The sequence below is a fragment of the Halomicrobium sp. HArcel3 genome, assembly GCF_058933135.1.
Map to the genome: position 1 here is coordinate 754,697 of NZ_JBZYDN010000001.1, position 19,479 is coordinate 774,175.

Here is a 19,479-nt window from a genome sequence, read left to right on the forward strand (position 1 = left end):
CTTTCAACGGAGGACGTCATGGTCGGGGACATGAGTGCCAACGTCGGGCAACTACTGAGTGGGGCGCGACGAAACGCCGCCCTCTCGTGGGCCCTCGTGGGCTTTCTCGCGCTCGCCGTCGCGACGAGCCTGTTTCGTGGCGACCTGATCTGGGCCGGCTTCGCGCTGGTCGTCGCGGTGCTGGCCGTCTTGCCGCCGGTGCTCCTCCGGAATCCGACGGCGATGTTACCGTGGGAAGTGACTGCGCTGTGTGCGCTCCCCATCCTCGGACGGGCGCTGTCGACCGTGACGCTCACCGGACAACTCGCCACGTATCTCTCCGTCGCGGGCATCGCGCTCGTCGTCGCCGTCGAACTCCACCTGTTCACGCCCGTCCGGATGACCGACACCTTCGCCGTCGGCTTCGTCGTCGTCGCGACGCTGGCGATGGCCGGCCTCTGGGCCGTGGTCCGCTGGGTAGCCGACCTCATGCTCGGGACGACGCTCCTGCTGGACCCGGCGCTCTCCGAGCACGTGATCGAACGCCAGCTGATGTGGGAGTTCGTCGCGTCGACGGCGGCCGGCGTCATCGCGGCACTGGTGTTCACCCTGTACGTCCGCCGACGTATCGAACCGGACCTGCGATTCCCCGAGGAGGTGCCACGGTGAGGGTCCGCGACCGGGTCGGCGTCAATCAGCTCTGGCAGCGGCGCATCGTGTGGGTGATGGAGGCCTCGCTCGTTGGCATGTTCTTCATCGGCATCGACCGCGGGAACACCGGTATCATCGTCAATACGGCCATCGCCCTCGCCATCTCCCAGCTCCCCGCCGTCCTCGAGCGCGACTACGACATCGCGCTCGACGCGGGTCTGACGCTGTGGATAACCGGTGCGGTGTGGTTACACGCGGTCGGGACGGTCGGGATGCCGGGCGCCGACCAGAACTTCTACGCGACGATCTGGTGGTGGGACCACCTCACCCACGCGCTGTCGTCGTCGGTCGTCGCCGCCGTGGGCTACACGACCGTCCGCGCCATCGACCTCCACTCCGAGGACATCTACCTCCCGCCGCGGTTCATGTTCGTGTTCATCCTGCTGTTCGTCCTCGCCTTCGGTGTCTTCTGGGAAGTGATCGAGTTCACGCTCGGCGAATTCGCGGCGCTGGCCGGCGCCACGTCGGTCCTCACCCAGTACGGCCTGGAGGACACCATGCTCGACCTGGTGTTCAATACGATCGGTGCGGTCGTCGTCGCCGTCTGGGGGACGGCCCACCTCACAGACGTCGTCGGCATCGTCGCGAACGTCATCGAGAACCGCCAGCGCTGACCGGAGCTTTTTGCCGTCGCCGACCGAACGGACTGGTGGAATGGTCTTCAAGAAGATATCACTCACCGGCACGAGTCCCGACAGCTTCGACGACGCGGTCGACGACGCCGTCTCGCGGGCCGAAGAGACGCTCGACAACCTGAAGTGGGCCGAAGTCGAGGAGATGGGCGTCGAGATCGCCAACGCCGAACAGGGTCGTCAGTACCAGGCGGAAGTGATGGTCGCGTTCGAACTGGAAGAATAAGCGGCGGAGAGACGGAGGGCGGCCACTCGGTGCGAGGCGAGTCAGGTCCGGAACGACTCGCCGCAGCCGCACTCGCTCTCGACGTTCGGGTTGCGCACGTGGAACCCCTCGCCCTGGAGGCCGCCCTCGAAGTCGAGGACCGAGCCCCCGATGTATTTGAGACTCGACTGGTCGACGAACACCCGTAGTCCCTCGTGTTCGAACACCTCGTCGTCGTCTTCCGGCTCCAGTTCGAATCGCATTCCGTACGAGAGCCCGGCACACCCTCCCTGCTGGACGAAGAGGCGGAGCCCGGCCTCCGCTACGTCCATGTCCTCGCCATCCATCAGGTCGATCGCCTCGTCGGCGGCGGGCTCGGTCACGTCGATCCGCGTCGCGTCCGGATCCGGCTCGGCGGTACTGCTCATGGGAGGTCAAACGTGACGGGGCGTGTTAACGGTGACGCCCACCTCGGGCCCACGTCGGACGGTGCTACTCTTCGAAGCGCTTGCGAACGCTCTCGGCGTGGGCCTCGAGTCCCTCCGCTTCGGCGAGCGTCGTGATGGTGTCGCTGAGGTCGGCGAGGCCGTCCCTGGAGATGCGCTGGACCGTCGTCGACCGGAGGAAGGTGTCGACGGAGAGGCCGCCGACGACGCGCGCGCCGCCGCCAGTCGGGAGGACGTGGTTCGGCCCGCTGGCGTAGTCGCCCGCGGCGACGGGGCTGTAGGGACCGAGGAACGCGGAGCCAGCAGACGGGATGCGATCGAGCAGTTCCTCGTCGTCCTCGGCGAGGATCGAGAGGTGCTCCGGGGCGTACTCCTCGGCGAAGAGGACGGCCTCACTCATCGAACGAGCCACCAGGACGCCGGAGACGTCGCTGTCGAGCGCTGCGCGGATCACGTCCTCGCGCTCGCGTCCGGTCGCCTGCTCCTCGACGGCGGCGGCGATGGCGTCGGCCTGTGACTCGTCGTCGGTCACCGCGACGACGGAGGCGGCCTCGTCGTGTTCGGCCTGGGCGACCAGGTCCGCCGCCGCGAGTTCCGGGTCGGCCGTCTCGTCCGTGACGACGAGGATCTCGGAGGGACCGGCGAGGAAGTCGATGGCGACGTCGCCACGAACCTCGGCCTTGGCTGCGGTCACCCACCGGTTGCCCGGGCCGACGACCTTGTCGACTGCCGTGACCGTCTCGGTGCCGTACGCCAGCGCCGCGATGGCCTGGGCCCCGCCGACCTGGTAGACGGCGTCCGCGTCGGCCACGTGGATGGCGGCCAGCGTGACCGGATTGATCTCCTCGGCCGGCGGCGTCGCGACGGCGACGTGCTCGACGCCTGCGACCCTGGCCGGGACGACGCCCATCAGTACGCTCGAGGGGTAGGCGGCAGTCCCGCCGGGTGCGTAGACGCCGGCGCTCTCGATGGGGGCGAAGCGTCGACCGAGCGTGCGTCCGTCGAACTCGTCTCGCCAGTCTTCGGGGAGCTGGGCCTCGTGGAACGCTCGGATGTTCTCGGCGGCAGCCTCGATGGCCTGGCGCGTCTCGTCGTCTATCTGCTCGTAGGCCCGCTCGGCGGCGTCACTCACGTCGAGGTTCCCGACGGTGACGCCGTCGAACTCCTCGGAGAACTCGCGCAGGGCGACGTCCCCCTCCTCGCGGACGCGGTCGACGATGTCGCGGACGTCGTCGCGGACGGCCTCGACCCCGGCGTCGCGTTCGAACAGCGCGCTCCGTTCGTCGGGCCCGAGGTCGGCGACGCTTCGGACGTTCATAGGCGTCGTTCGCGGTGGCGCGAAAAACCGTTTGCCATCTGCGCCGCGTCGGTTACGAGCTCGAGAATCAGGCGTAGGCCCGGACGGACAGGTGGAGCGACGTCGCCGCCAGCGCGACGACGCAGAGGACCACGGCGAGGACGACGCTCAGCGCCGACTGCGACCCCCAGGACACGATGACCCAGGCCGTGGCCAGCGCGCTCGCCAGCAGGATGACGTCGAGCAAGAGCCACGGGCCGACAGACTGGAACCGGGACAGCAGGCCGCCGGCCCTCGCCGGGGCGCGGCCGGGGTTCATTCGCTGGCCAGGGCGATAGTACGCGGTCGCGGTGCCGCCGCTGGCCGCTCTCGTCGGGTTCTCGCGCGGCGTCGCGTCGGTCGTCCCGCCGCCGTCGGTGTACGCTTCCGCCGCCTTCGCTGCCGCAGATCGCGTCTCACTGCCGTCGCTCGTGCCCGTAGCGGCACTCTCAGGCCCCGATTCTGATTCGACGGCCCACCCACAGCCCCCGTGGCGCCGGAGGTACGCCTCGTGGCCGAGTCGGTCGTACTCCGACCGTTTCGACTCGTCTGCGAGCACTTCCTTCGCCGTCGTCAGGCGTTTGAACGTCTCTGTCGCGTCCGATCGGTCGGACACGTCCGGATGGTGCGACTTCGCCTCGTCGCGATACGCGCGGACTATCGTCTGTCTGTCTGCGTCCCGGCCCACACCGAGGACGCTGTAAAACGTCTCCACAGTACACACCCTTACTATCTGATCAAATTCGGCCACAAGCTTAATAAACTACCTACAATTTCGGGCGTCGACATCGGTCCAGGAGGGAATTGTTTTCACGCTCCGGGTCACTTTATCGATACTATGTTGGAGAGCGAGAGACCGTACGTCCGGATCGCCGTCGCGATGGTTTCAGCTATCGTGCTCGGCGCGGGTGGATTGCTCTTCGGTGCCGTGTTGATGTTCCTGGCGCTCCTCGTATTGATCGCGGTGGTCGGCATGGAGCTCACGGCGTCGATGCAACTCGTGGTCAGCCTGGTGTTCGTCCAGGGCGTGGGGTGTATCGGGGTCGCCGCGGCGTACGTCAAACTCCGACCCCGGATCGCGCCGGCCATCCGTGACCTGTTCGATATCTCCGGGACGCCGCCCAGGTTTCGTATCGGTCTCTCTGTACCGGGACTGCGTGACGTCGCCGTCGTCGTCGTCGGCTACGGCCTCGCCTTCGGCTCCATGTTCGTCGGCGCCGCCCTCGCGTCGCTCGTACAGGTCGACACCGGCACGAACCAGGCCGCGGCGATAGCGATGGAGAATCCGGAGATCATCCTGCTCCTCGTGCCGGCGTCCATCCTCCTCATCGGCCCCGGCGAGGAAGCGCTCTTCCGTGGCGTCGTCCAGGGGCGCATGCGTGAGGTGTTCGGCCCGGTTCCGGGCGTTCTCATCCCGAGCGCCATCTTCGCCGGCCTCCACTACTTCGCGCTCACCGGTGGCTCCTTGACTGGCAATCTGGTCGTCCTCGTCATCCTCCTCGGTCCGTCGCTCGTCTTCGGCGCGAGCTACGAGTACACCGACAACATCGTCGTCCCGTCCCTCATCCACGGCTTCTACAACGCGACGCTGTTCACGCTGCTCTACGTGGTGATCGAGTTCGGTGACGAGTTGCCGGACCAGGCGGCGGCTACGCTCTCGTTCGTCGTGTAGACCGAATCACTGAGCGATCCATTCGCCATCTGTCCCCTTCGCCGTGACAGAGAGCAGGAGTAACGGGCCACCCTTACGGATAACCCGTCCTCGTTGAAACCCTCGCTGACAAACACGAGCAGGGAGTAGCGCGAGCCAGAGTGGATGCTTTCCCGCGTGTCTCTCGGGAGAGCTGTCTGTCTGGAAACCCCAGTTAGACCATCGGTTCGTCACCGACGGCGGGATTCTCGACAACGTAGGCGACGAGTCGGTCGACGTAGGACTCGAACGGCGGCACCGCGATTCCACTTCCTTCGAGCGCCTGCAGCGTCTTCGGACAGGCGTACCGCGTCGGATGGTCGAGGTAGTCGAGCGTCGCGGGCGCAAGCGGGAGCGACGAGGGGAGGCGGTTCGACACCATCCGTGCGACCGGCTTCGTCGTCGGCAGTCTGACGGTGCGATGTCCGGCCGCCGCTGCGAGAACGTCGACGAACCGCGGGACGGAAAGCGGCGCGGGATCGCAGAGCTGGTAGACCTCGTCGACGGTCTCCTCGCGCGCGCTGAGGGAGGCGATCGCGTCGACGACGTAGTCCCTTGGGACGACGTTTAGCTCGGCGTTGCTGGAGTCCGGCAGCGTGAACGTCACCGAGAGCCACTCGGGTTGAGCCAGCAAGAGACGGAGCAGATAGTAGGGGCCGTCGAACTTGTCGGTCTCGCCCGTCCGGCTGTCGCCGACGACGATCGCGGGCCGGTAGACCGTCGCGGGCAGGCCGGCGTCCATCCGGTCCTGGACCGCGACCTCTGCGCGGTACTTCGTCTCCTCGTAGTGATTGTTGAACGACTGGCCCTCCTGCAGGTGGTCCGCAGTGAACACGCCATCGTATCGGCCGCTGACGTAGCAGGTACTGACGTAGTGGAACCGCTCCACGTCGCGGCCGTCGGCGAACTCGAGGACGTGTTCGGTCCCCCGGACGTTGACAGCTTCCGCCAGATCGCGGTCGACGGCGAGGTCGTAGACTGCCGCGAGGTGGTAGAGTTCGCGAACGTCCGCGAGCGATTCCTCGCCCAGTCCGAGGCCGGGTTCGGTGATATCGCCCTCGTAGAGGCGGATGGCGTCGTCGCTGATCCCGTCGACTCTGGCGGTGATCTCCCGCGCTCGCCGGCGGGCGGTCTCGAGGTACTCGGGCTGGACCAGACAGGCGACTGGTCCGTCGCCGCGGACGAGGACGCGACCGAGCAGTGCCGACCCGAGAAACCCAGGGAAGCCGGTGAGGAGGATATCGGCATCGCTCACGGCAACCACCTGGTGAGTCGCCGCTGAACGCGCGTCAGTCCGAACATGAAGCGTGCGAACCAGCGCGGTGAGACGCCCGCTGGCGCGCTCAGCGGACCGATCCGCGAAGTCGCGATCGTCTGGGCGTCGACGTACCGTCGGAGTCCCTCGGGACCGTGACGCCGGCCGAGTCCCGAGTCGCCGACGCCGCCCATCGGCGCATCCGTCGCCGCCCAGCCGACGGTGTACGGATCGTTGACGCAGACGGTGCCACAGTCGATTTCACGGGCGACCGCACGGCCGCGCTCGCGGTCGGTCGTCCAGACGCTGGCGTTCAGTCCGTACTCGGAGTCGTTCGCCAGTTCGATCGCCTCGTCGACGCCGGAAACTGGGTGGACGGAGACGACGGGGCCGAACGTCTCCTCGCAGGCGACCCGCGAGTCGGGGTCGACGTCCGTCAGGATCGTCGGTTCGTAACAGAACGGTCCGACGTCGGGACGGGCGCGGCCACCCGAGAGCAGCGATGCGCCCTCTGTGACCGCACTCTCGACGTGCTCGCGGACGCTATCGAGGTGATCGCCATCGATCAGCGAGCCGACCTCGGGGCCGTAGTCGAACTCGAGACCGATTTCGAGCCGCCGCGTGGCGCCGACGAAGGCGTCCACGAACTCGTCGTACCGTCGCTCGTCGACGTAGATCCGTTCAGGAGCGAGACAGAGCTGGCCCGCGTTGGTGAATGCACCCTTGACCGCGCCGCGGGCGGCCGTCTCGGGATCGGCGTCGTCGAGGACGAGCATCGGATTCTTTCCGCCGAGTTCGAGCGAGCAGTCGATCAGGTTCCGGCCAGCCCGCTCGGCGACAGTTCGACCGGTTTCGGTGCCGCCGGTAAAGGCGACGTAGTCGACCTCGTCGATCAGCGCCGAACCGACCGTCGGCCCGTCGCCGGTAACGATCTGGAAGAGGTCGTCCGGGAGACCGGCCTCCGCCAGCAGGCCCGCGAGCGCCAGCGCGGTAAATGGCGTCCGCTCGTCTGGTTTGCACACGACGGCGTTGCCGGCGAACAGGGCGGGAATCACGTCGGTCATCGCGAGCGTCAGCGGGTAGTTCCAGGGTGAGATAACGCCGACGACGCCCACGGGATCGTACGTGACCGTCGCGTCCGTGACCAGTGGCACCGCACCTGACCGGTGAGCGTCCGCGAGTATCGATGATCCGTTCGCCGCGTAGTACGAACACGTCAGCGGGACGTCGAGTATCTCCTCGACGGCGTGGAGACGGGACTTCCCGGTCTCGAGTTGCACCACGTCGAGCAATTCCTCACGGTGTTTCAGAACGAGAGTTCCCATCCGCTCGAGAACCGCCGCCCGTTCGTCGTCCGCCGTCCGTTCCCAGTCGATCTGGGCCGACCGAGCGCGTTCGACCGCAACCGCGACGTCGTCGGCCGTGCAGGCCGGGATCGCTCCAATAGTTTCGTCGGTGACCGGTGTCAGAACGTCGATGGACGCCCCGTCGCCGGGCGTCTCGATACGAGCCGCGAGCCGTTCGAGGTACCCACTCTCGAGGGTCGTCTCCTGGACGATCCGCGAGCCGATCGTCTGTGCCATGTCTCTATTATCGATTCGAGAGCAACTGTAGCTTTGGTTTAGAAACTGACTGGGCATACCGACCGCAAACAGACCGAACCATCGTGCAAGCGATGCGCCCTGTATTCAGTACGGCAACTGGTACCTGTCACTAGTCGGGGGTTTCGAGGAGGATGATCAACCGACGAATCCCGCTATCGCCACGAGCAGGTCACTGTCGCCGGCGATCTGGGACGTCGTGAACGCCAGCACGGGAATCCACACCGAGCGCGACCGTTCGTAGGCCACGCTGGCGATGGCCACCACGACAGTCGCGGCGAGGCCGCCGACCGCGAGGCCGGCCCAAGATGGGTCGATCCCGACCAGTACCGCGAGCGGAACGGCGACGACGGCGACGCCGACAGATGCTGCGACGACGGGCGTCACTTCGCCGTCGAGTCGTCGAGCGCCCAGTCGAACGCTCCGGACAGCGACGGCAGCCCCCAGTAATGACAGTAGAACGACTGCGGCGAGCGCGCCGACCACCCCCACTGCGCTGGGCGTCAGTCCTCCGGCGACGAACGCCCACCCGAGTACGCCGACGAGCGCCGTGACTGCAGCAGTCGCGCCGGCCGGTCCCAGCCACTCGCGGAGTCGCTCCTGCACCGCGCCGTTGTACAGGAGCCCCATACCGAGGCCGACACAGACGCCAGGGACCACCACGCGCCAGGCCATGAGTCCGGCCGAGAGCTGTGGGCCGAACCGCCCGACGACGCCGTCGGTGAGAAGCGGATTTCCGGGGGCCACCGCGACGGCGAACTGAGCGAGCCCTGTGATCGCACTCAGGGTGAGTACCACACCGGCGAGGGGAACAGCATCACGCCCCGGAAAGTCGAGGTGCACGTCGAACTCACACGCCTTCGCATACGCGAACGCGGGTACCCCCATCGCGACACTGGCGACGAGGAACGACGTGAGCACCTGTCCCGGGAACACCGGAACGTCCGTGACACCGTGGAGGAGGTACGCGGCGACCAGGAGCAACATCGCCGTGACACCGCCGATCTGGGTGACTTCGTGCCGTTCAGCTCGTGCCTTCTGCGGTCGTCTGGTCCGGACCACACCGTACATCCCGGCGAAGGCGGCCATTCCGAGCACGGCGTAGACTACTGCACCGGCGACCTGTGGATCGAGCACGTTCGGTACCAGCTGGGAAACGAACGCCACTCCCCTGACGAACAGGAACTCCAGCACTTGCGACGCGAACAGGAGAGCGAACAGCGACCCGTAGGCGCGTGCTACGGGGCTATCCCGCACGACCGGGAGTTTTCGGAGGGGCTGGGAGACCATTTCGTGATTCGAACGACCAGTCGGTAAAAAAGACTGTTCTTCACCGTCTCTGCTGGCTGTTCGGTCGTCGCGAGAGACGCCGAGGAACGCGCAGATGGGGCTCGACGGAACGTGAATGTCGCCCGCGACACTAACGACCGACCTCATCCTCGGCTGCGTGCCGCGTCAGTCGGATAACCCTCGTGGCGGGCGGGTCTTGCCTCTGGCAAGACCAATTGGCGAAGCGGCGTCAGCCGCTGAGCCGGTCGTTCCGTCAGGAACGACGAACTGCTGCAACCGCGTACTATAGCGCACCCGGGTTCGCCGCGCTGTCATCGTCCCGATGTCGGGTCTCGGGCGGGGACTAGAGGCACGCAGTAAAAATATCGACTCCAGCGGATTAAGCCCTCCGCTCGCCGGTTCAGACGGAGTACTCCGACTCGGCAAGCTGTACGTATGCGCCGTCGCGATAGCGGCGTTTGGTCCACTTGTACCGGCCCAGCAGCCGCAGCCCGTCGACGCCGGCGGCCAGCGCCTGGCGCCACCGAACCCCCTCGACGTGTTCCATCCGGGCCACCGTCTCGAACGTGCGGTCCCAGTCGTCCGGGCCGAAGTCGTGGACGACCTCGGCCATGGCGACGTTGCGCAGGACCTCCTCGCCGATGGCGGCCTTCCACTCGTCGTTGTACCGTTCCATCCGATCCTGGGCGGCGAGGGTGCCGGCGATCTTGCCGGTCCGCACCGCGACGTGGTCCCCGCCCTCGTGGAAGGCCGACGTCGCACCCATCGCGCCGCCGACGACGGCGATATCTGCGCCCGCGGGCGAGTCGATCGGTCGCGTCGAGGAGATCGGGTACGTCTCCGTGCCACCGGTCTTGCCCCGGTCCTCGACGAGCGGGAAGTCGTCGAGGTCGTAGTCGGGGAACTCCCGTTCGAGGAGGCGTTCGACGTACTCGGCGCCGCGGGGGATCTGTTCGTCGTCCTCGCGGAGCAGCGCCCACTCGCTCCTGTCGTAATCGTCGATGTCCAGGCCGATGGGCATCGTCAGGCCGATGCGGGCGACGTTGCCGTCGTTCGGGAAGATCCACGGGTAGGCCGTGTGGCCGGGCATCACGCCCCACCAGAAGTCGATGGTGTCCTCGGGGAACAGCTCCTCGGGCATCCGTCGGTGTTCCTGGTAGGCGATGTGGTTCGCCTCGGTCGAGGGGAGGCGGTCGCTGAGCGTCTCCTCGCCGGGCAAGAACTGGCCGACGGCGCCCGCTGTGATCGTCCGTTGCGGCCCGTCGGCGAGTATCAGGAACTTCGCTTCGAGGTCCTCGCCATCGGCGAGCGAGACACGGTGTGGGTGCTCGTCCGACTGGTCCGTCTCCACGTCGGTGACGCTGACGCCGACGCGGTACTCCGCACCGGCGTCTTCCGATCGGTCGCGGAGCCAGTCGTCGAACTTCGCCCGGTGGAAGGTAAATCCGAAGTTCGGATAGCTGGCGTCGATACCGGTCGACCGGAGCGTTACGGACTCGTTGGGGCCGATGAACGACGCGCCGTCGAGTTCGCTGAGGATGACGTCCTCGGGGAACTCCTCGTCCGGCTCGAAGTCCATCAGGTCGACCCAGTAGTCCAGCATCCCCGCCGCGTCCGTCGAGTCGGGGCCCAGACGGTCCCTGTCGGCCCGTGGGACCCCCTTCTCGAGGACGACGGCGTCGGCGCCGTGGCGGGCCGCGGCGTGGGCGGCCGAGGTCCCAGCGGGCCCCCCACCGACGATAGCGACGTCTACGCGTTCCATACCCGTCCCGTGTGTCCCGGGGGCTTAAATTCCCTGTTCGCCGGAGAGCGAGGCCCGAGGCTGTTGACACGACGCCGAGCGCAAAATCGAATCGCGACGAATCGACCGGTTAGATGTAGCCGTGTTCGGCCAGCAGTTCGCCGTTGAGCACGCTCGCACCCGCGGCGCCGCGCATCGTGTTGTGTGACAGACAGTTGAACTGGACGCCGTCGTCCGTCTCGCGGAACCCACCGGCGGAGACGGTCATGCCGTTACCCAGCGACCGGTCGAGTCGCGGCTGCGGGCGCTCGGGTTCGTCGAACACCTCGATGAGCGTCTCGGGGGAAGAGGGCAGGTCGATGCTCGGCTGAGTCGCCATCGTTTCGGCGGCGTCCTCGGCGGTCACGTCCTCGGCCGTGTCGGCCCAGACGTTCTCCAGGTGGCCATCGATGGTCGCGATGCGGTTACAGGAGGCGGCGACGTCCATGTCGTGGAGGGTGACCTCCGCGCCGTCGAAGGAGCCCAGCAGTTTGCGGGACTCGCTCTCCATCTTCTGTTCCTCGCCACCGATGTGCGGGATGGCGTTGTCGATAATTTCCATCGACGTGACGCCGGAGTACCCTGCGCCGGAGACGGCCTGGAGCGTCGAGACGGTGACGTCCGTCAGCGTGTACTCGTCGTCGAGTGCCTTCAGCGGCGGTACCATCGTGATGGTCGAGCAGTTGGGGTTCTTCAGCAGCGCGCCGTCCCAGCCCCGTTCGTCGCGCTGGACTTCGAGCACGTCGAGGTGGTCGGCGTTGACCTCGGGAATGATCAGGGGCACGTCCTCGTCCATCCGCCCGTTCGAGGAGTTCGAGGAGACGACGTAGCCGGCCTCGCAGAACTCTGGTTCGACCTCCGCGCCCACGCTGGACGGGAGCGAGGAGAAGATGAGGTCGACGTCGTCCGGTACCTCGTCCGCGTCCGTCGCGACGACCTCCATCTCCGCGATGTGGTCCGGGATCGGCGCGTCGATGCGCCACTTCGCCGCCTCGCGGTAGCGCTTCCCTGCGCTCGCTTCACTCGCCGTTACCGCTGCCAGTTCGAAGTCGGGATGCGGGTCGATCAGCTGGATGAGGCGCTGACCGACGGCCCCCGTCGCACCGAGAACGCCTACGCGTACAGTCATCGTCTGACATAGAGCCACCGCACCTCAAAACAGTTTGGATACTGCGGGAGCGAGGCGTCGTCACGTAATTTTCGACGGTCGTTCGTGAGAGTTCAGTGGACTCGTCTGGACGGTTCCTGACGGCCCGGCCCGACGCTCCAGTTTCGAACGGAACGGTTTAACCGGCGCGGCGGGGAAGCGACGGTATGGACACCGCCGAGCGTTTCGACCTGGCGACCCGGCACACGCAGGAGGTCGTCACCGAGGAGGAACTGGAGACGCTGTTCGCGGACGAGGACGAGCCGACGGCGTACATCGGCTACGCCCCCACCGGCGAGATGCACATCGGTCACTTCACGACGATGCGGAAGCTCGCCGACTTCCTGCGAGCCGGCGTCGACGTCACCGTGCTCATCGCCGACCTGCACGCCCACCTCGACGACGAGAAGAGCCCATTCGACCTGCTGGACGCGCGCTCGGCGTACTACCAGGAGGCCATCGAGGGGATGATCGAGGCCGCCGGTGCCGACCCCGAGGACATCTCCTTCGTCCGCGGGACGGACTACCAGCTCGACGAGGAGTACACGCTGGAGATGTACCGCATGGCCGCTGAGACGACGCTCGCGCGGTCCCAGCGCGCCGGCAGCGAGGTCGTCCGGGAGGCCGAGAGCCCGAACCTCGGCGGGCTCCTCTACCCGCTGATGCAGGCACTGGACGTCGATGCGCTCGACGCGGACATCGCCTACGGCGGCGTCGACCAGCGCGGCATCTACATGCTTGCCAGGGAGATCCTGCCGGACCACGGCGGCGAGGCTCCCATCTGTATCTTCGCGCCGCTCCTCTCCGGACTCTCCGGCGGCAAGATGAGCGCCTCCGACGAGTCTTCGAAAGTGAACCTCAACGACTCGCCGGACGACGTCGTCGACAAGATCCAGGAGGCCTACTGCCCGATGGGAGAAGTGGAGGACAACGGCGTTCTGGAGTACCTCGAGTACCTCGTCTTCCCCGTCCTGAACGAGCGCAGTGAAGAGTTCGTCGTCGAACGCCCCGACGAATACGGTGGCGACCTCGTCTACGAGACCTACCAGGACCTCGAAGACGACTTCGTCAGCGAGGAACTCCACCCGGCGGACCTCAAGCCCGCCGCGGGGGAGTACATCTCGGAGGTCATCGACCCCGTTCGGGAGCGACTCGACGCACAGCCCGATCTCCTCGCCGAGGCCTACCCCGAGAAGTACGCCGACGAGTGAGCGGGCATGGCTGACGACCAGGCGACCCGCCGTGACGTCCGGGACACCTACGAGGAGATAGCCGACCACTTCTCGAAGACGCGCGAGTACGCCTGGCCGGAAGTCGAGTCCTTCGTCGAGAGTGCGGGCAACGTCGATCGCGCACTCGACGTCGGCTGTGGTAACGGTCGGCACGCCGAACTGCTCGCGACAGGAGCGGCGGAAGTCGTCGCGCTGGATGCCAGCCGCGGTCTGCTATTCGAAGCACGGGAACGCTTCGGCTCACTCGGGGACCGGGTCCCACTCGTCCAGGGCGACGCCGCAGGGCTTCCCCTCGCCGACGATTCCATCGACCTCGCCGTTTACGTCGCCACGCTCCACCACCTCCCGACGCGCGAGGACAGGCGACGGAGCCTCGACGAACTGGCTCGCGTCCTCGCGCCGGACGGACGCGCACTCGTCAGTGCGTGGTCAACCGCCCACGACCGCTTCGACGCGTCGGCCGCCGACGCCGTCGGGTTCGACACGACCATCGACTGGACGCTCCCCGGCGACGAAGTCGTCCCCCGCTTCTACCACATCTACGCGCCCGACGAGTTCCGCGCCGACATCGAAGCGAGCGGCCTGACCCTCGTCGACTTCGAGATCTCCAGCGGCAACTGCTACGCCGTCGTGCGACCGGAAGGGAAACGGTCATAAACCACGACGGGATACCTAAAATTGAGCACCGGTGGTGAGCGATTCCGAAGGAATCGCGAACCTCGGTGCACGAACGGAGTGAGTGCACCGGTGGTCTAATGGCATGACTTTGGCCTTCCAAGCCAACGATCCGGGTTCAACTCCCGGCCGGTGCATTCTGCGGATGCGACAACGGAACGAGCAGCGGTAGTACAGTTCACGATCAGGGGTCGACGGTCGTCCAGACGTCGGAGGTGAGGACCGCGTCGGGATTCTCGGGAACGGAGAGCCGGAGCCCTTGGTCCGTCTCGATACTCACGACGTCGGGGGCGTTGATGCCCGGCGAATTGCGAGCGGGATGCGTGAGCGGTTCCTCTCGACTGGGGAACCCTCGGAAGGTGGGGCAATCGACCGGTGAAACTGGCTCTGGGTTCTGTTCGCTTCCGGTTTCACCTCGCCCACTGGCTGCCTCGGTATCCCTGGCATCGCCGTCGCTGCCGGCGTGGACCGTCACACTGGAGACTCGACCGCTGAGCCACGAGAAGACTCGCCCGACGTACTCGCGCAGGGACCAGGAACGGTCTGACAGTGCCTCGTCCGGCGTTTCGTCACCATCGGGGGGCTTGTCAACCGGTGTGATACTCATACGCAATATTCGCCGTGACGACACAAAGCCATGCGGTCGATAACTGACTCAGTCGTTCGTAAACCCCTCCAAAACCGCGAGTAAGTACTTATTGCAACCGTACACGTCTGCCTAAAAACCGTTCTGCTCCGCGACCGTCGTCACTTAGAGTTCGATTCGTTCGACGAGCGGCTCTGTCTCCTCCCGGATGTTGAGTGCGACGATTCGGACGTGTTGTTCCAGTCCGGAGCCGTGAAGTTTCGCCTTCAGCAGGTTGTCGACCTGGTAGACACCGGCGGCGTTGGTCATCTCGATCTCGACGAGGACTGCCTTGTCGTCGCCCGGTTCGAGGAAGACGCGCTTGATGGCCTGACTAGACACCGTGTTGATGCCCCGGCCGCCCTGTTCGTAGGGAATACGGGACCGTCCCTGCTCCATGTCCAGCGCGTCCGCGACGCGGACGACGCCCGCTTCGAGTGTGAGCGGGTCCTCCGGGGTGTGGTGACAGAGGATGGCGTGGAGTATCTCCCCCTTGACGCGCACCGCGTCCGCGACGTCGTAGAACTCCGGGAGGACGCGGTCCAGCAGGTCCGCGGCCAGCGGGATGGAGTAGTAGGGGTGCTCGTCCCGGTGGACGACGTGGCCAATGTCGTGAAGCGTCGCGGCGAGTGCGACGATGACCGGTTCGTCCGCCTCGTCGAGCCCCTGTTCGAGCGCGCCGTTGAACGTAACGTCACCTCGCTTGAGCAGGTCGTAGAGGCAGAGGGCTCGATGTCGGACGATGCTGACGTGTTTGCTCCCGTGGTCGTTGTACCCCTTTCGCTCGACTGGATTGACGTTCTGCGCCTCGAGATAGGCCTGTATCTCCTCGTCAGTTTCGACGTAATCGAGCACGTCGTTGACGCGTTCGTCGGGGAACGCGTGGTCTGCCGACGGGTCGTAACGGTGCCCGTCGCTATCGGCGTCTGTCTCGGTGTCACTCATCGAAGGGATATTCGAAAGCCATAGAGAAAAGAACTCGGCTCTTCAGGTCGCGTCACCTGCACCGGTGTGAGCGACCGACGAGTTCCCGAGCAGATCTCCACACCTCACCTGTGACGCGAAGGCCACCGGCGAGAGACCAAGGGGGGTGGGGGTCTTGGCTATCGAGGGCCGGGTGGCACAGGCTGGTATAATCGAACCAGCAGCTAGTTTAAATATTTCTCGCGGGCATAATACTATGTTCGATATCGACGCTCGAAATCGAACCGGGTGAACGGGTTTCGAAGACACCGGTGATGGCGTCCACCGTCGATTCGGCCCTGTACCGGCTGGTATTCACACGCCTACAATTTCTGTCGTGTTTGCTTCTAGCAATCGTCTCCTATACGTGCCAGTAACCTACTAGTCGCGTGTCCGATACGTCGATTCGCCGCGATGAACACGCGACTGGACACTCGCTCGCACGGAGTGATGCCATCGTCGAACTGACGCTTATACCACCTCAACCGCCGGCAACGTGGCGAATACGGACCCAACGCGCTCACACGAGTGCCGACGTCCCACTATCCCCACGCATTCGTGTAGTCTGGCTCCGCTGAGACGAGCAAAAAGCCTATAATAACGACAGCGTAAATTCCGCTTACGATGGTAGCACCCGTCCTTCAAATCGGACTGCCCGGAACCCAGGAGATGATGATCATTCTCCTGATCGCAGTCCTGCTGTTCGGCGCGAACAAGATCCCCAAGCTCGCCCGCTCGACCGGCGAGGCGATGGGTGAATTCCAGAAAGGCCGCGAAGAAGTAGAGCAGGAACTCCAGGAGATTCGCGACGGCGAGACGAAGTCGAGCACGTCCGCCGACACCACGGTCGAATCGGACGCCACCGAATCCACCACGACCGAGACGTCCACCGAGTAATTCGCGCGATTTCTGCTATTTTCACTCCCCGGAGTGGAACGGAAAGCGTTTTTCACTAACCTGCGTTGTACCGAACAGGGCGTGTGGCCTAGTGGATCAGGGTGAGGGGTTCCTAACCCCTAGATCGCGGGTTCGAATCCCGCCACGCCCGCTCACCTCGCTACGCTCGGTTCGCGGGCGTGGCGACCTTCGCGAAACCTTCGGTTTCGCTCAGTCCCGCCACGCCCGTGCAAGGAGGAGCGTAGCGACGACTGAACCGGCATGGCGGGATTCGAACCCTGCGAGTCACAGCCCGCGCAGGGCGAAGCCCGAGAAGGAATGTCTCGCTCCGGTTCGAATCCGGTCCCTACTCGACGACGACGGCGCCCTTCATGCCGACGCCCTCGTGGGGTCGACAGGCGTACCGGTAGACACCAGACTCCGTGAACGTGTGCTCGAAGTGGACGCCGGGCTCAACGTGGATGTCGTCAGTCCGGATATCGGCGTCCTCGAACACGACGTCGTGACCGCCGCCCTCGCCAGTCCACTCCCACGAGACCGTCGTCCCGGCTGCAATCTTCACCGCGGGCGGCGAGAACGCGAACGCGCCGCGGTGGTCTTCGGCGCCGACTGTTACGGTCGTCGTCTCGACGTCGGTTTCGTCGGCGATGGTCCCGTCCCAGATGCTGACGCCCGCGAGCCACTCGTCCACGGCCGGATAGTCAGTCGACGGTGGCGTGGCGACGACGATGGCGCCCTTCATGCCATCGTCGTCGTGTTCTTCGCAGACGTAGCGGTACGTTCCGGTCTCCTCGAACGTGTGTTCGAAGATAGTGCCGGTGTTGGCCTCGACGGGGTCGCTACTCTCGAAGGCGTCGTCGGTAGAGACGACGTTGTGCGCGCCGCCGTGGCCGGTCCACTCCCAGTAGACTGTCGTGCCGGGCGCGATCTCGATAGCCGGCGGGTCGAACGCCAGGTACTCGCCATCGTGCTCGGCGTCCTCGCCGACCCAGATCGAGACGGAATCGTCGTGGCCCGCCCGGGGTATCGTTCCGTCGTACCCGTTGGCGTCGGCGAGCCAGGCGTCGAGGTCGGTTTCGGATTGCTCGCTCGCGTCCTCCGATGGCTCTGTAGTGGTCTGAGTGGAACCGTTCTCGGCCGTGTCCGGTGAGCGGGTCGTTCCGCTACTTACGCATCCGGCGGTGGCCGTCAGTCCTGCTGCGGTACCGAGGAGGTGGCGTCTGGTAAGCGGGGAGCGCATACCTGATTCTGTGTTCGACCCGCTTCGACGTAATGCGACGCTCTGGTTTCCAGATTCTGGAAATCGGTATTCGATACTTTATTCGGTCATCGAATACGTTCGGACGCGGCCGTCACCCTGAATTCCGCACGCTGACCGACGAACCGGTACGTTGAGGGGCCTCCCCCGCAATCGCCCCTCTGAAGTGAGGGTCCGCCGAGGCGACAGCCGGGACCTGAACGACGACCCCTGTGATTCGGCCGACGGATCGCGACGGATCGATAGCCATGACGACAGACGAACACCACGCGAATCAACCACTGTTCGACGCCCTCGCGGACCCCGATTGTCGTCAGATAGTCGTCTCCCTCGACTCGCCCGCCTCCGCCAAGGAGGTCGCAGAGCAGTGTGATCTCCCCCAGACGAGCACGTACCGCAAGCTGGAGATCCTGAGCGAGGCAGGCCTCGTCGAGGAACGCACGCGGATTCGCTCCGATGGGCACCACGCCACCTGTTACGTCAGGGACTTCGACGGGGTGTTCGTCGCCGTCGACGGAGACCAGTCCTTTGATGTCGACGTGGTGAGTGGATCCGAATCACCCGACGAACGGCTCGCACGCTTCTGGTCACGCATCAGTGAGGAACTATGAACGGGACTATTCCAATCGTCGTCATCGCATTCAAGACCGTCACGCTCTGCCTGGGCGGCCTGATTACCTATCTCGCCGCCAAGGCCGCTCGCAAGACCGGCTCTTCCGGGCTCACGTATCTCGCCGTGGGATTCGGTATCGTCACATTCGGTTCGTTGCTTGCGGGTATCGTCGACCAGTTACTCGTGTTCGACGGGGCCCAGGCGCTCGTCCTGGAGAACGGGCTGACCATGGTCGGATTCGGAATCATCGCCTACTCGCTGTACGTCACCCGGCGGAACTCGGCGACCGCCAGGTAAACGCGAGGTGCTCGGGTCAGTTCTGCGGGCGGTGAGGCCTCGGCCTCAGAGTTCTGCCTCTTCGACGGTGATCACCTGGATCATCTCCGTCACGCGGTCGGGCAGCGACACCTCGTCGCCGTCCACGCGGACGGTCATCATGCCGATGGGCGCCACGTCGAGGACTTCCACCCGCTGGTCCGGCGTAATTCCCTGCTTCGAGAGGTAGGACAGTTCCTCGGGGTCACGGTCGCTCACTCGTTCGACGACAACCACGTCACCGGGTTCCTGTTCCGCGAGCGTGATGCCAGGGGTTCCGTCCAGGGGCTCCAGCGTCTCGCTGGGGATGGGGTCTCCGTGGGGGTCGACCACTGGGTCGTCGAGGGCAGCGGCGACGCGACGCTCGAACTCCTCGCTGATGTGGTGCTCGAGTCGGTCGGCCTCGTCGTGGACCTCCGTCCAGTCGAACCCCAGTTGCTCCGTGAGGTACGTCTCGAGCAACCGGTGGTGGCGGATGACCTCGAGCGCAACCGTCTCGCCGTCCCGCGTGAGCCTCGTCCCCTGGTACTTCTCCCGTTCGACGAATCCCCGTTCCTCGAGCGTGTCGAGCATGCTGGATGCCGTCGGTGACGTCACGTCGAGCGCGTCGGCCAGCGCCGAGGTCGTCACCGGGCCGTCGCCGTCGCGCTGGAGGCGATAGATGGCTTTCAGATAGTCCTCCATCTTTGCGCTCAGCATTAGGGTCAACTAACGCCAAGGACAGGAAATAACTGTCGTTGGTCGGAGCGCCACAGATCGATACCGGTGACGCTGCGAGAACCGGCGCTCACTCCGTAGAATTTTAGGGCAGAACGCAGTAGGGCGCGTG

The 19,479-nt window shown here is 65.6% G+C and carries 21 protein-coding genes and 2 tRNA genes; 11 read left to right on the forward strand and 12 right to left on the reverse strand.

Features of this window, described 5'->3' with window-relative positions:
* Positions 1–30: 30 nt before the first annotated feature.
* Genes AC5FRV_RS03890 through AC5FRV_RS03900 form a run of 3 tightly spaced genes read left to right on the forward strand, consistent with a single transcriptional unit; the run spans position 31 to position 1,548 of the window.
* Positions 31–648, forward strand: coding sequence for a hypothetical protein (locus AC5FRV_RS03890; RefSeq protein ID WP_493559789.1), 618 nt, complete (start codon positions 31–33; stop codon positions 646–648).
* The gene (locus tag AC5FRV_RS03895; RefSeq protein ID WP_493559790.1) at positions 645–1,304 is read left to right on the forward strand and encodes a DUF2238 domain-containing protein; all 660 of its coding nucleotides are present in this window, start codon (positions 645–647) and stop codon (positions 1,302–1,304) included. Before AC5FRV_RS03890 ends, AC5FRV_RS03895 begins: the two co-directional genes overlap by 4 nt.
* A 40-nt stretch (positions 1,305–1,344) precedes the next feature.
* A complete protein-coding gene (locus tag AC5FRV_RS03900; protein WP_089817341.1) occupies positions 1,345–1,548 on the forward strand; it encodes a dodecin in 204 nt (67 codons plus the stop codon).
* A gap of 41 nt (positions 1,549–1,589) precedes the next feature.
* Here the strand turns inward: AC5FRV_RS03900 and AC5FRV_RS03905 are convergent, their stop codons facing one another.
* The 3 genes from AC5FRV_RS03905 to AC5FRV_RS03915 all read right to left on the reverse strand — a co-directional run bounded on the left by AC5FRV_RS03905 (position 1,590) and on the right by AC5FRV_RS03915 (position 4,024).
* Positions 1,590–1,955 carry a HesB/IscA family protein gene (locus AC5FRV_RS03905; RefSeq protein ID WP_493559791.1) on the reverse strand — a complete coding sequence of 122 codons (366 nt, stop codon included), beginning with the start codon at positions 1,953–1,955 and terminating at the stop codon, positions 1,590–1,592.
* 64 nt (positions 1,956–2,019) lie between these two features.
* Positions 2,020–3,291 (reverse strand): histidinol dehydrogenase, encoded by a 1,272-nt coding sequence (gene hisD, locus AC5FRV_RS03910; protein WP_493559792.1) that lies wholly within the window; start codon positions 3,289–3,291, stop codon positions 2,020–2,022.
* A gap of 67 nt (positions 3,292–3,358) precedes the next feature.
* A complete protein-coding gene (locus tag AC5FRV_RS03915; RefSeq protein ID WP_493559793.1) occupies positions 3,359–4,024 on the reverse strand; it encodes a DnaJ domain-containing protein in 666 nt (221 codons plus the stop codon).
* Between the two features lie 123 nt (positions 4,025–4,147).
* On the opposite strand from AC5FRV_RS03915, the gene AC5FRV_RS03920 reads away from it, so the two are divergent.
* On the forward strand, positions 4,148–4,981 hold the full coding sequence (locus AC5FRV_RS03920) for a CPBP family intramembrane glutamic endopeptidase (RefSeq protein WP_493559794.1): 834 nt from the start codon (positions 4,148–4,150) through the stop codon (positions 4,979–4,981).
* A 193-nt stretch (positions 4,982–5,174) separates the two neighbouring features.
* On the opposite strand, the gene AC5FRV_RS03925 is transcribed toward AC5FRV_RS03920, so the two are convergent.
* The 5 genes from AC5FRV_RS03925 to asd all read right to left on the reverse strand — a co-directional run bounded on the left by AC5FRV_RS03925 (position 5,175) and on the right by asd (position 12,054).
* Complete coding sequence (locus AC5FRV_RS03925) at positions 5,175–6,263, reverse strand: SDR family oxidoreductase (protein ID WP_493559795.1); 1,089 nt, start codon at positions 6,261–6,263, stop codon at positions 5,175–5,177.
* Positions 6,251–7,837, reverse strand: coding sequence for a succinic semialdehyde dehydrogenase (locus tag AC5FRV_RS03930; protein WP_493559796.1), 1,587 nt, complete (start codon positions 7,835–7,837; stop codon positions 6,251–6,253). Before AC5FRV_RS03930 ends, AC5FRV_RS03925 begins: the two co-directional genes overlap by 13 nt.
* A gap of 156 nt (positions 7,838–7,993) precedes the next feature.
* Positions 7,994–9,145 carry a hypothetical protein gene (locus AC5FRV_RS03935; RefSeq protein WP_493559797.1) on the reverse strand — a complete coding sequence of 384 codons (1,152 nt, stop codon included), beginning with the start codon at positions 9,143–9,145 and terminating at the stop codon, positions 7,994–7,996.
* A gap of 400 nt (positions 9,146–9,545) precedes the next feature.
* Complete coding sequence (locus AC5FRV_RS03940) at positions 9,546–10,907, reverse strand: NAD(P)/FAD-dependent oxidoreductase (protein WP_493559798.1); 1,362 nt, start codon at positions 10,905–10,907, stop codon at positions 9,546–9,548.
* Between the two features lie 109 nt (positions 10,908–11,016).
* A complete protein-coding gene (gene asd, locus AC5FRV_RS03945) occupies positions 11,017–12,054 on the reverse strand; it encodes an aspartate-semialdehyde dehydrogenase (RefSeq protein WP_493559799.1) in 1,038 nt (345 codons plus the stop codon).
* Positions 12,055–12,239: 185 nt separating this feature from the next.
* Between asd and AC5FRV_RS03950 the strand changes: the two genes are divergently transcribed.
* From AC5FRV_RS03950 to AC5FRV_RS03960, 3 genes are all read left to right on the forward strand, one after another.
* Complete coding sequence (locus AC5FRV_RS03950) at positions 12,240–13,283, forward strand: tyrosine--tRNA ligase (RefSeq protein WP_493559800.1); 1,044 nt, start codon at positions 12,240–12,242, stop codon at positions 13,281–13,283.
* 6 nt (positions 13,284–13,289) lie between these two features.
* The gene (locus tag AC5FRV_RS03955) at positions 13,290–13,961 is read left to right on the forward strand and encodes a class I SAM-dependent methyltransferase (protein ID WP_493559801.1); all 672 of its coding nucleotides are present in this window, start codon (positions 13,290–13,292) and stop codon (positions 13,959–13,961) included.
* Positions 13,962–14,045: 84 nt separating this feature from the next.
* Positions 14,046–14,116 (forward strand) — tRNA-Gly (locus tag AC5FRV_RS03960).
* Between the two features lie 47 nt (positions 14,117–14,163).
* Here the strand turns inward: AC5FRV_RS03960 and AC5FRV_RS03965 are convergent.
* Together AC5FRV_RS03965 and AC5FRV_RS03970 are read right to left on the reverse strand one after the other, a co-directional pair.
* Complete coding sequence (locus AC5FRV_RS03965; protein WP_493559802.1) at positions 14,164–14,586, reverse strand: hypothetical protein; 423 nt, start codon at positions 14,584–14,586, stop codon at positions 14,164–14,166.
* Positions 14,587–14,730: 144 nt separating this feature from the next.
* A complete protein-coding gene (locus AC5FRV_RS03970) occupies positions 14,731–15,549 on the reverse strand; it encodes an HD domain-containing protein (protein WP_493559803.1) in 819 nt (272 codons plus the stop codon).
* Positions 15,550–16,218: 669 nt separating this feature from the next.
* Here AC5FRV_RS03970 and AC5FRV_RS03975 point away from each other — a divergent pair.
* Complete coding sequence (locus AC5FRV_RS03975) at positions 16,219–16,464, forward strand: twin-arginine translocase TatA/TatE family subunit (RefSeq protein WP_493560150.1); 246 nt, start codon at positions 16,219–16,221, stop codon at positions 16,462–16,464.
* A gap of 77 nt (positions 16,465–16,541) precedes the next feature.
* Positions 16,542–16,615: transfer RNA gene (locus tag AC5FRV_RS03980), tRNA-Arg, on the forward strand.
* A gap of 195 nt (positions 16,616–16,810) precedes the next feature.
* Here the strand turns inward: AC5FRV_RS03980 and AC5FRV_RS03985 are convergent.
* A complete protein-coding gene (locus tag AC5FRV_RS03985; protein ID WP_493559804.1) occupies positions 16,811–17,704 on the reverse strand; it encodes a halocyanin domain-containing protein in 894 nt (297 codons plus the stop codon).
* Positions 17,705–17,970: 266 nt separating this feature from the next.
* Between AC5FRV_RS03985 and AC5FRV_RS03990 the strand changes: the two genes are divergently transcribed.
* Together AC5FRV_RS03990 and AC5FRV_RS03995 are read left to right on the forward strand one after the other, a co-directional pair.
* A complete protein-coding gene (locus tag AC5FRV_RS03990) occupies positions 17,971–18,333 on the forward strand; it encodes a helix-turn-helix domain-containing protein (protein WP_493559805.1) in 363 nt (120 codons plus the stop codon).
* On the forward strand, positions 18,330–18,632 hold the full coding sequence (locus AC5FRV_RS03995; RefSeq protein WP_493559806.1) for a DUF7521 family protein: 303 nt from the start codon (positions 18,330–18,332) through the stop codon (positions 18,630–18,632). The genes AC5FRV_RS03990 and AC5FRV_RS03995 overlap by 4 nt, the downstream gene beginning before the upstream one ends.
* A gap of 45 nt (positions 18,633–18,677) precedes the next feature.
* Here AC5FRV_RS03995 and AC5FRV_RS04000 read toward each other — a convergent pair whose 3' ends face one another.
* Positions 18,678–19,349, reverse strand: coding sequence for a metal-dependent transcriptional regulator (locus AC5FRV_RS04000; RefSeq protein WP_493559807.1), 672 nt, complete (start codon positions 19,347–19,349; stop codon positions 18,678–18,680).
* Positions 19,350–19,479: the final 130 nt, after the last annotated feature.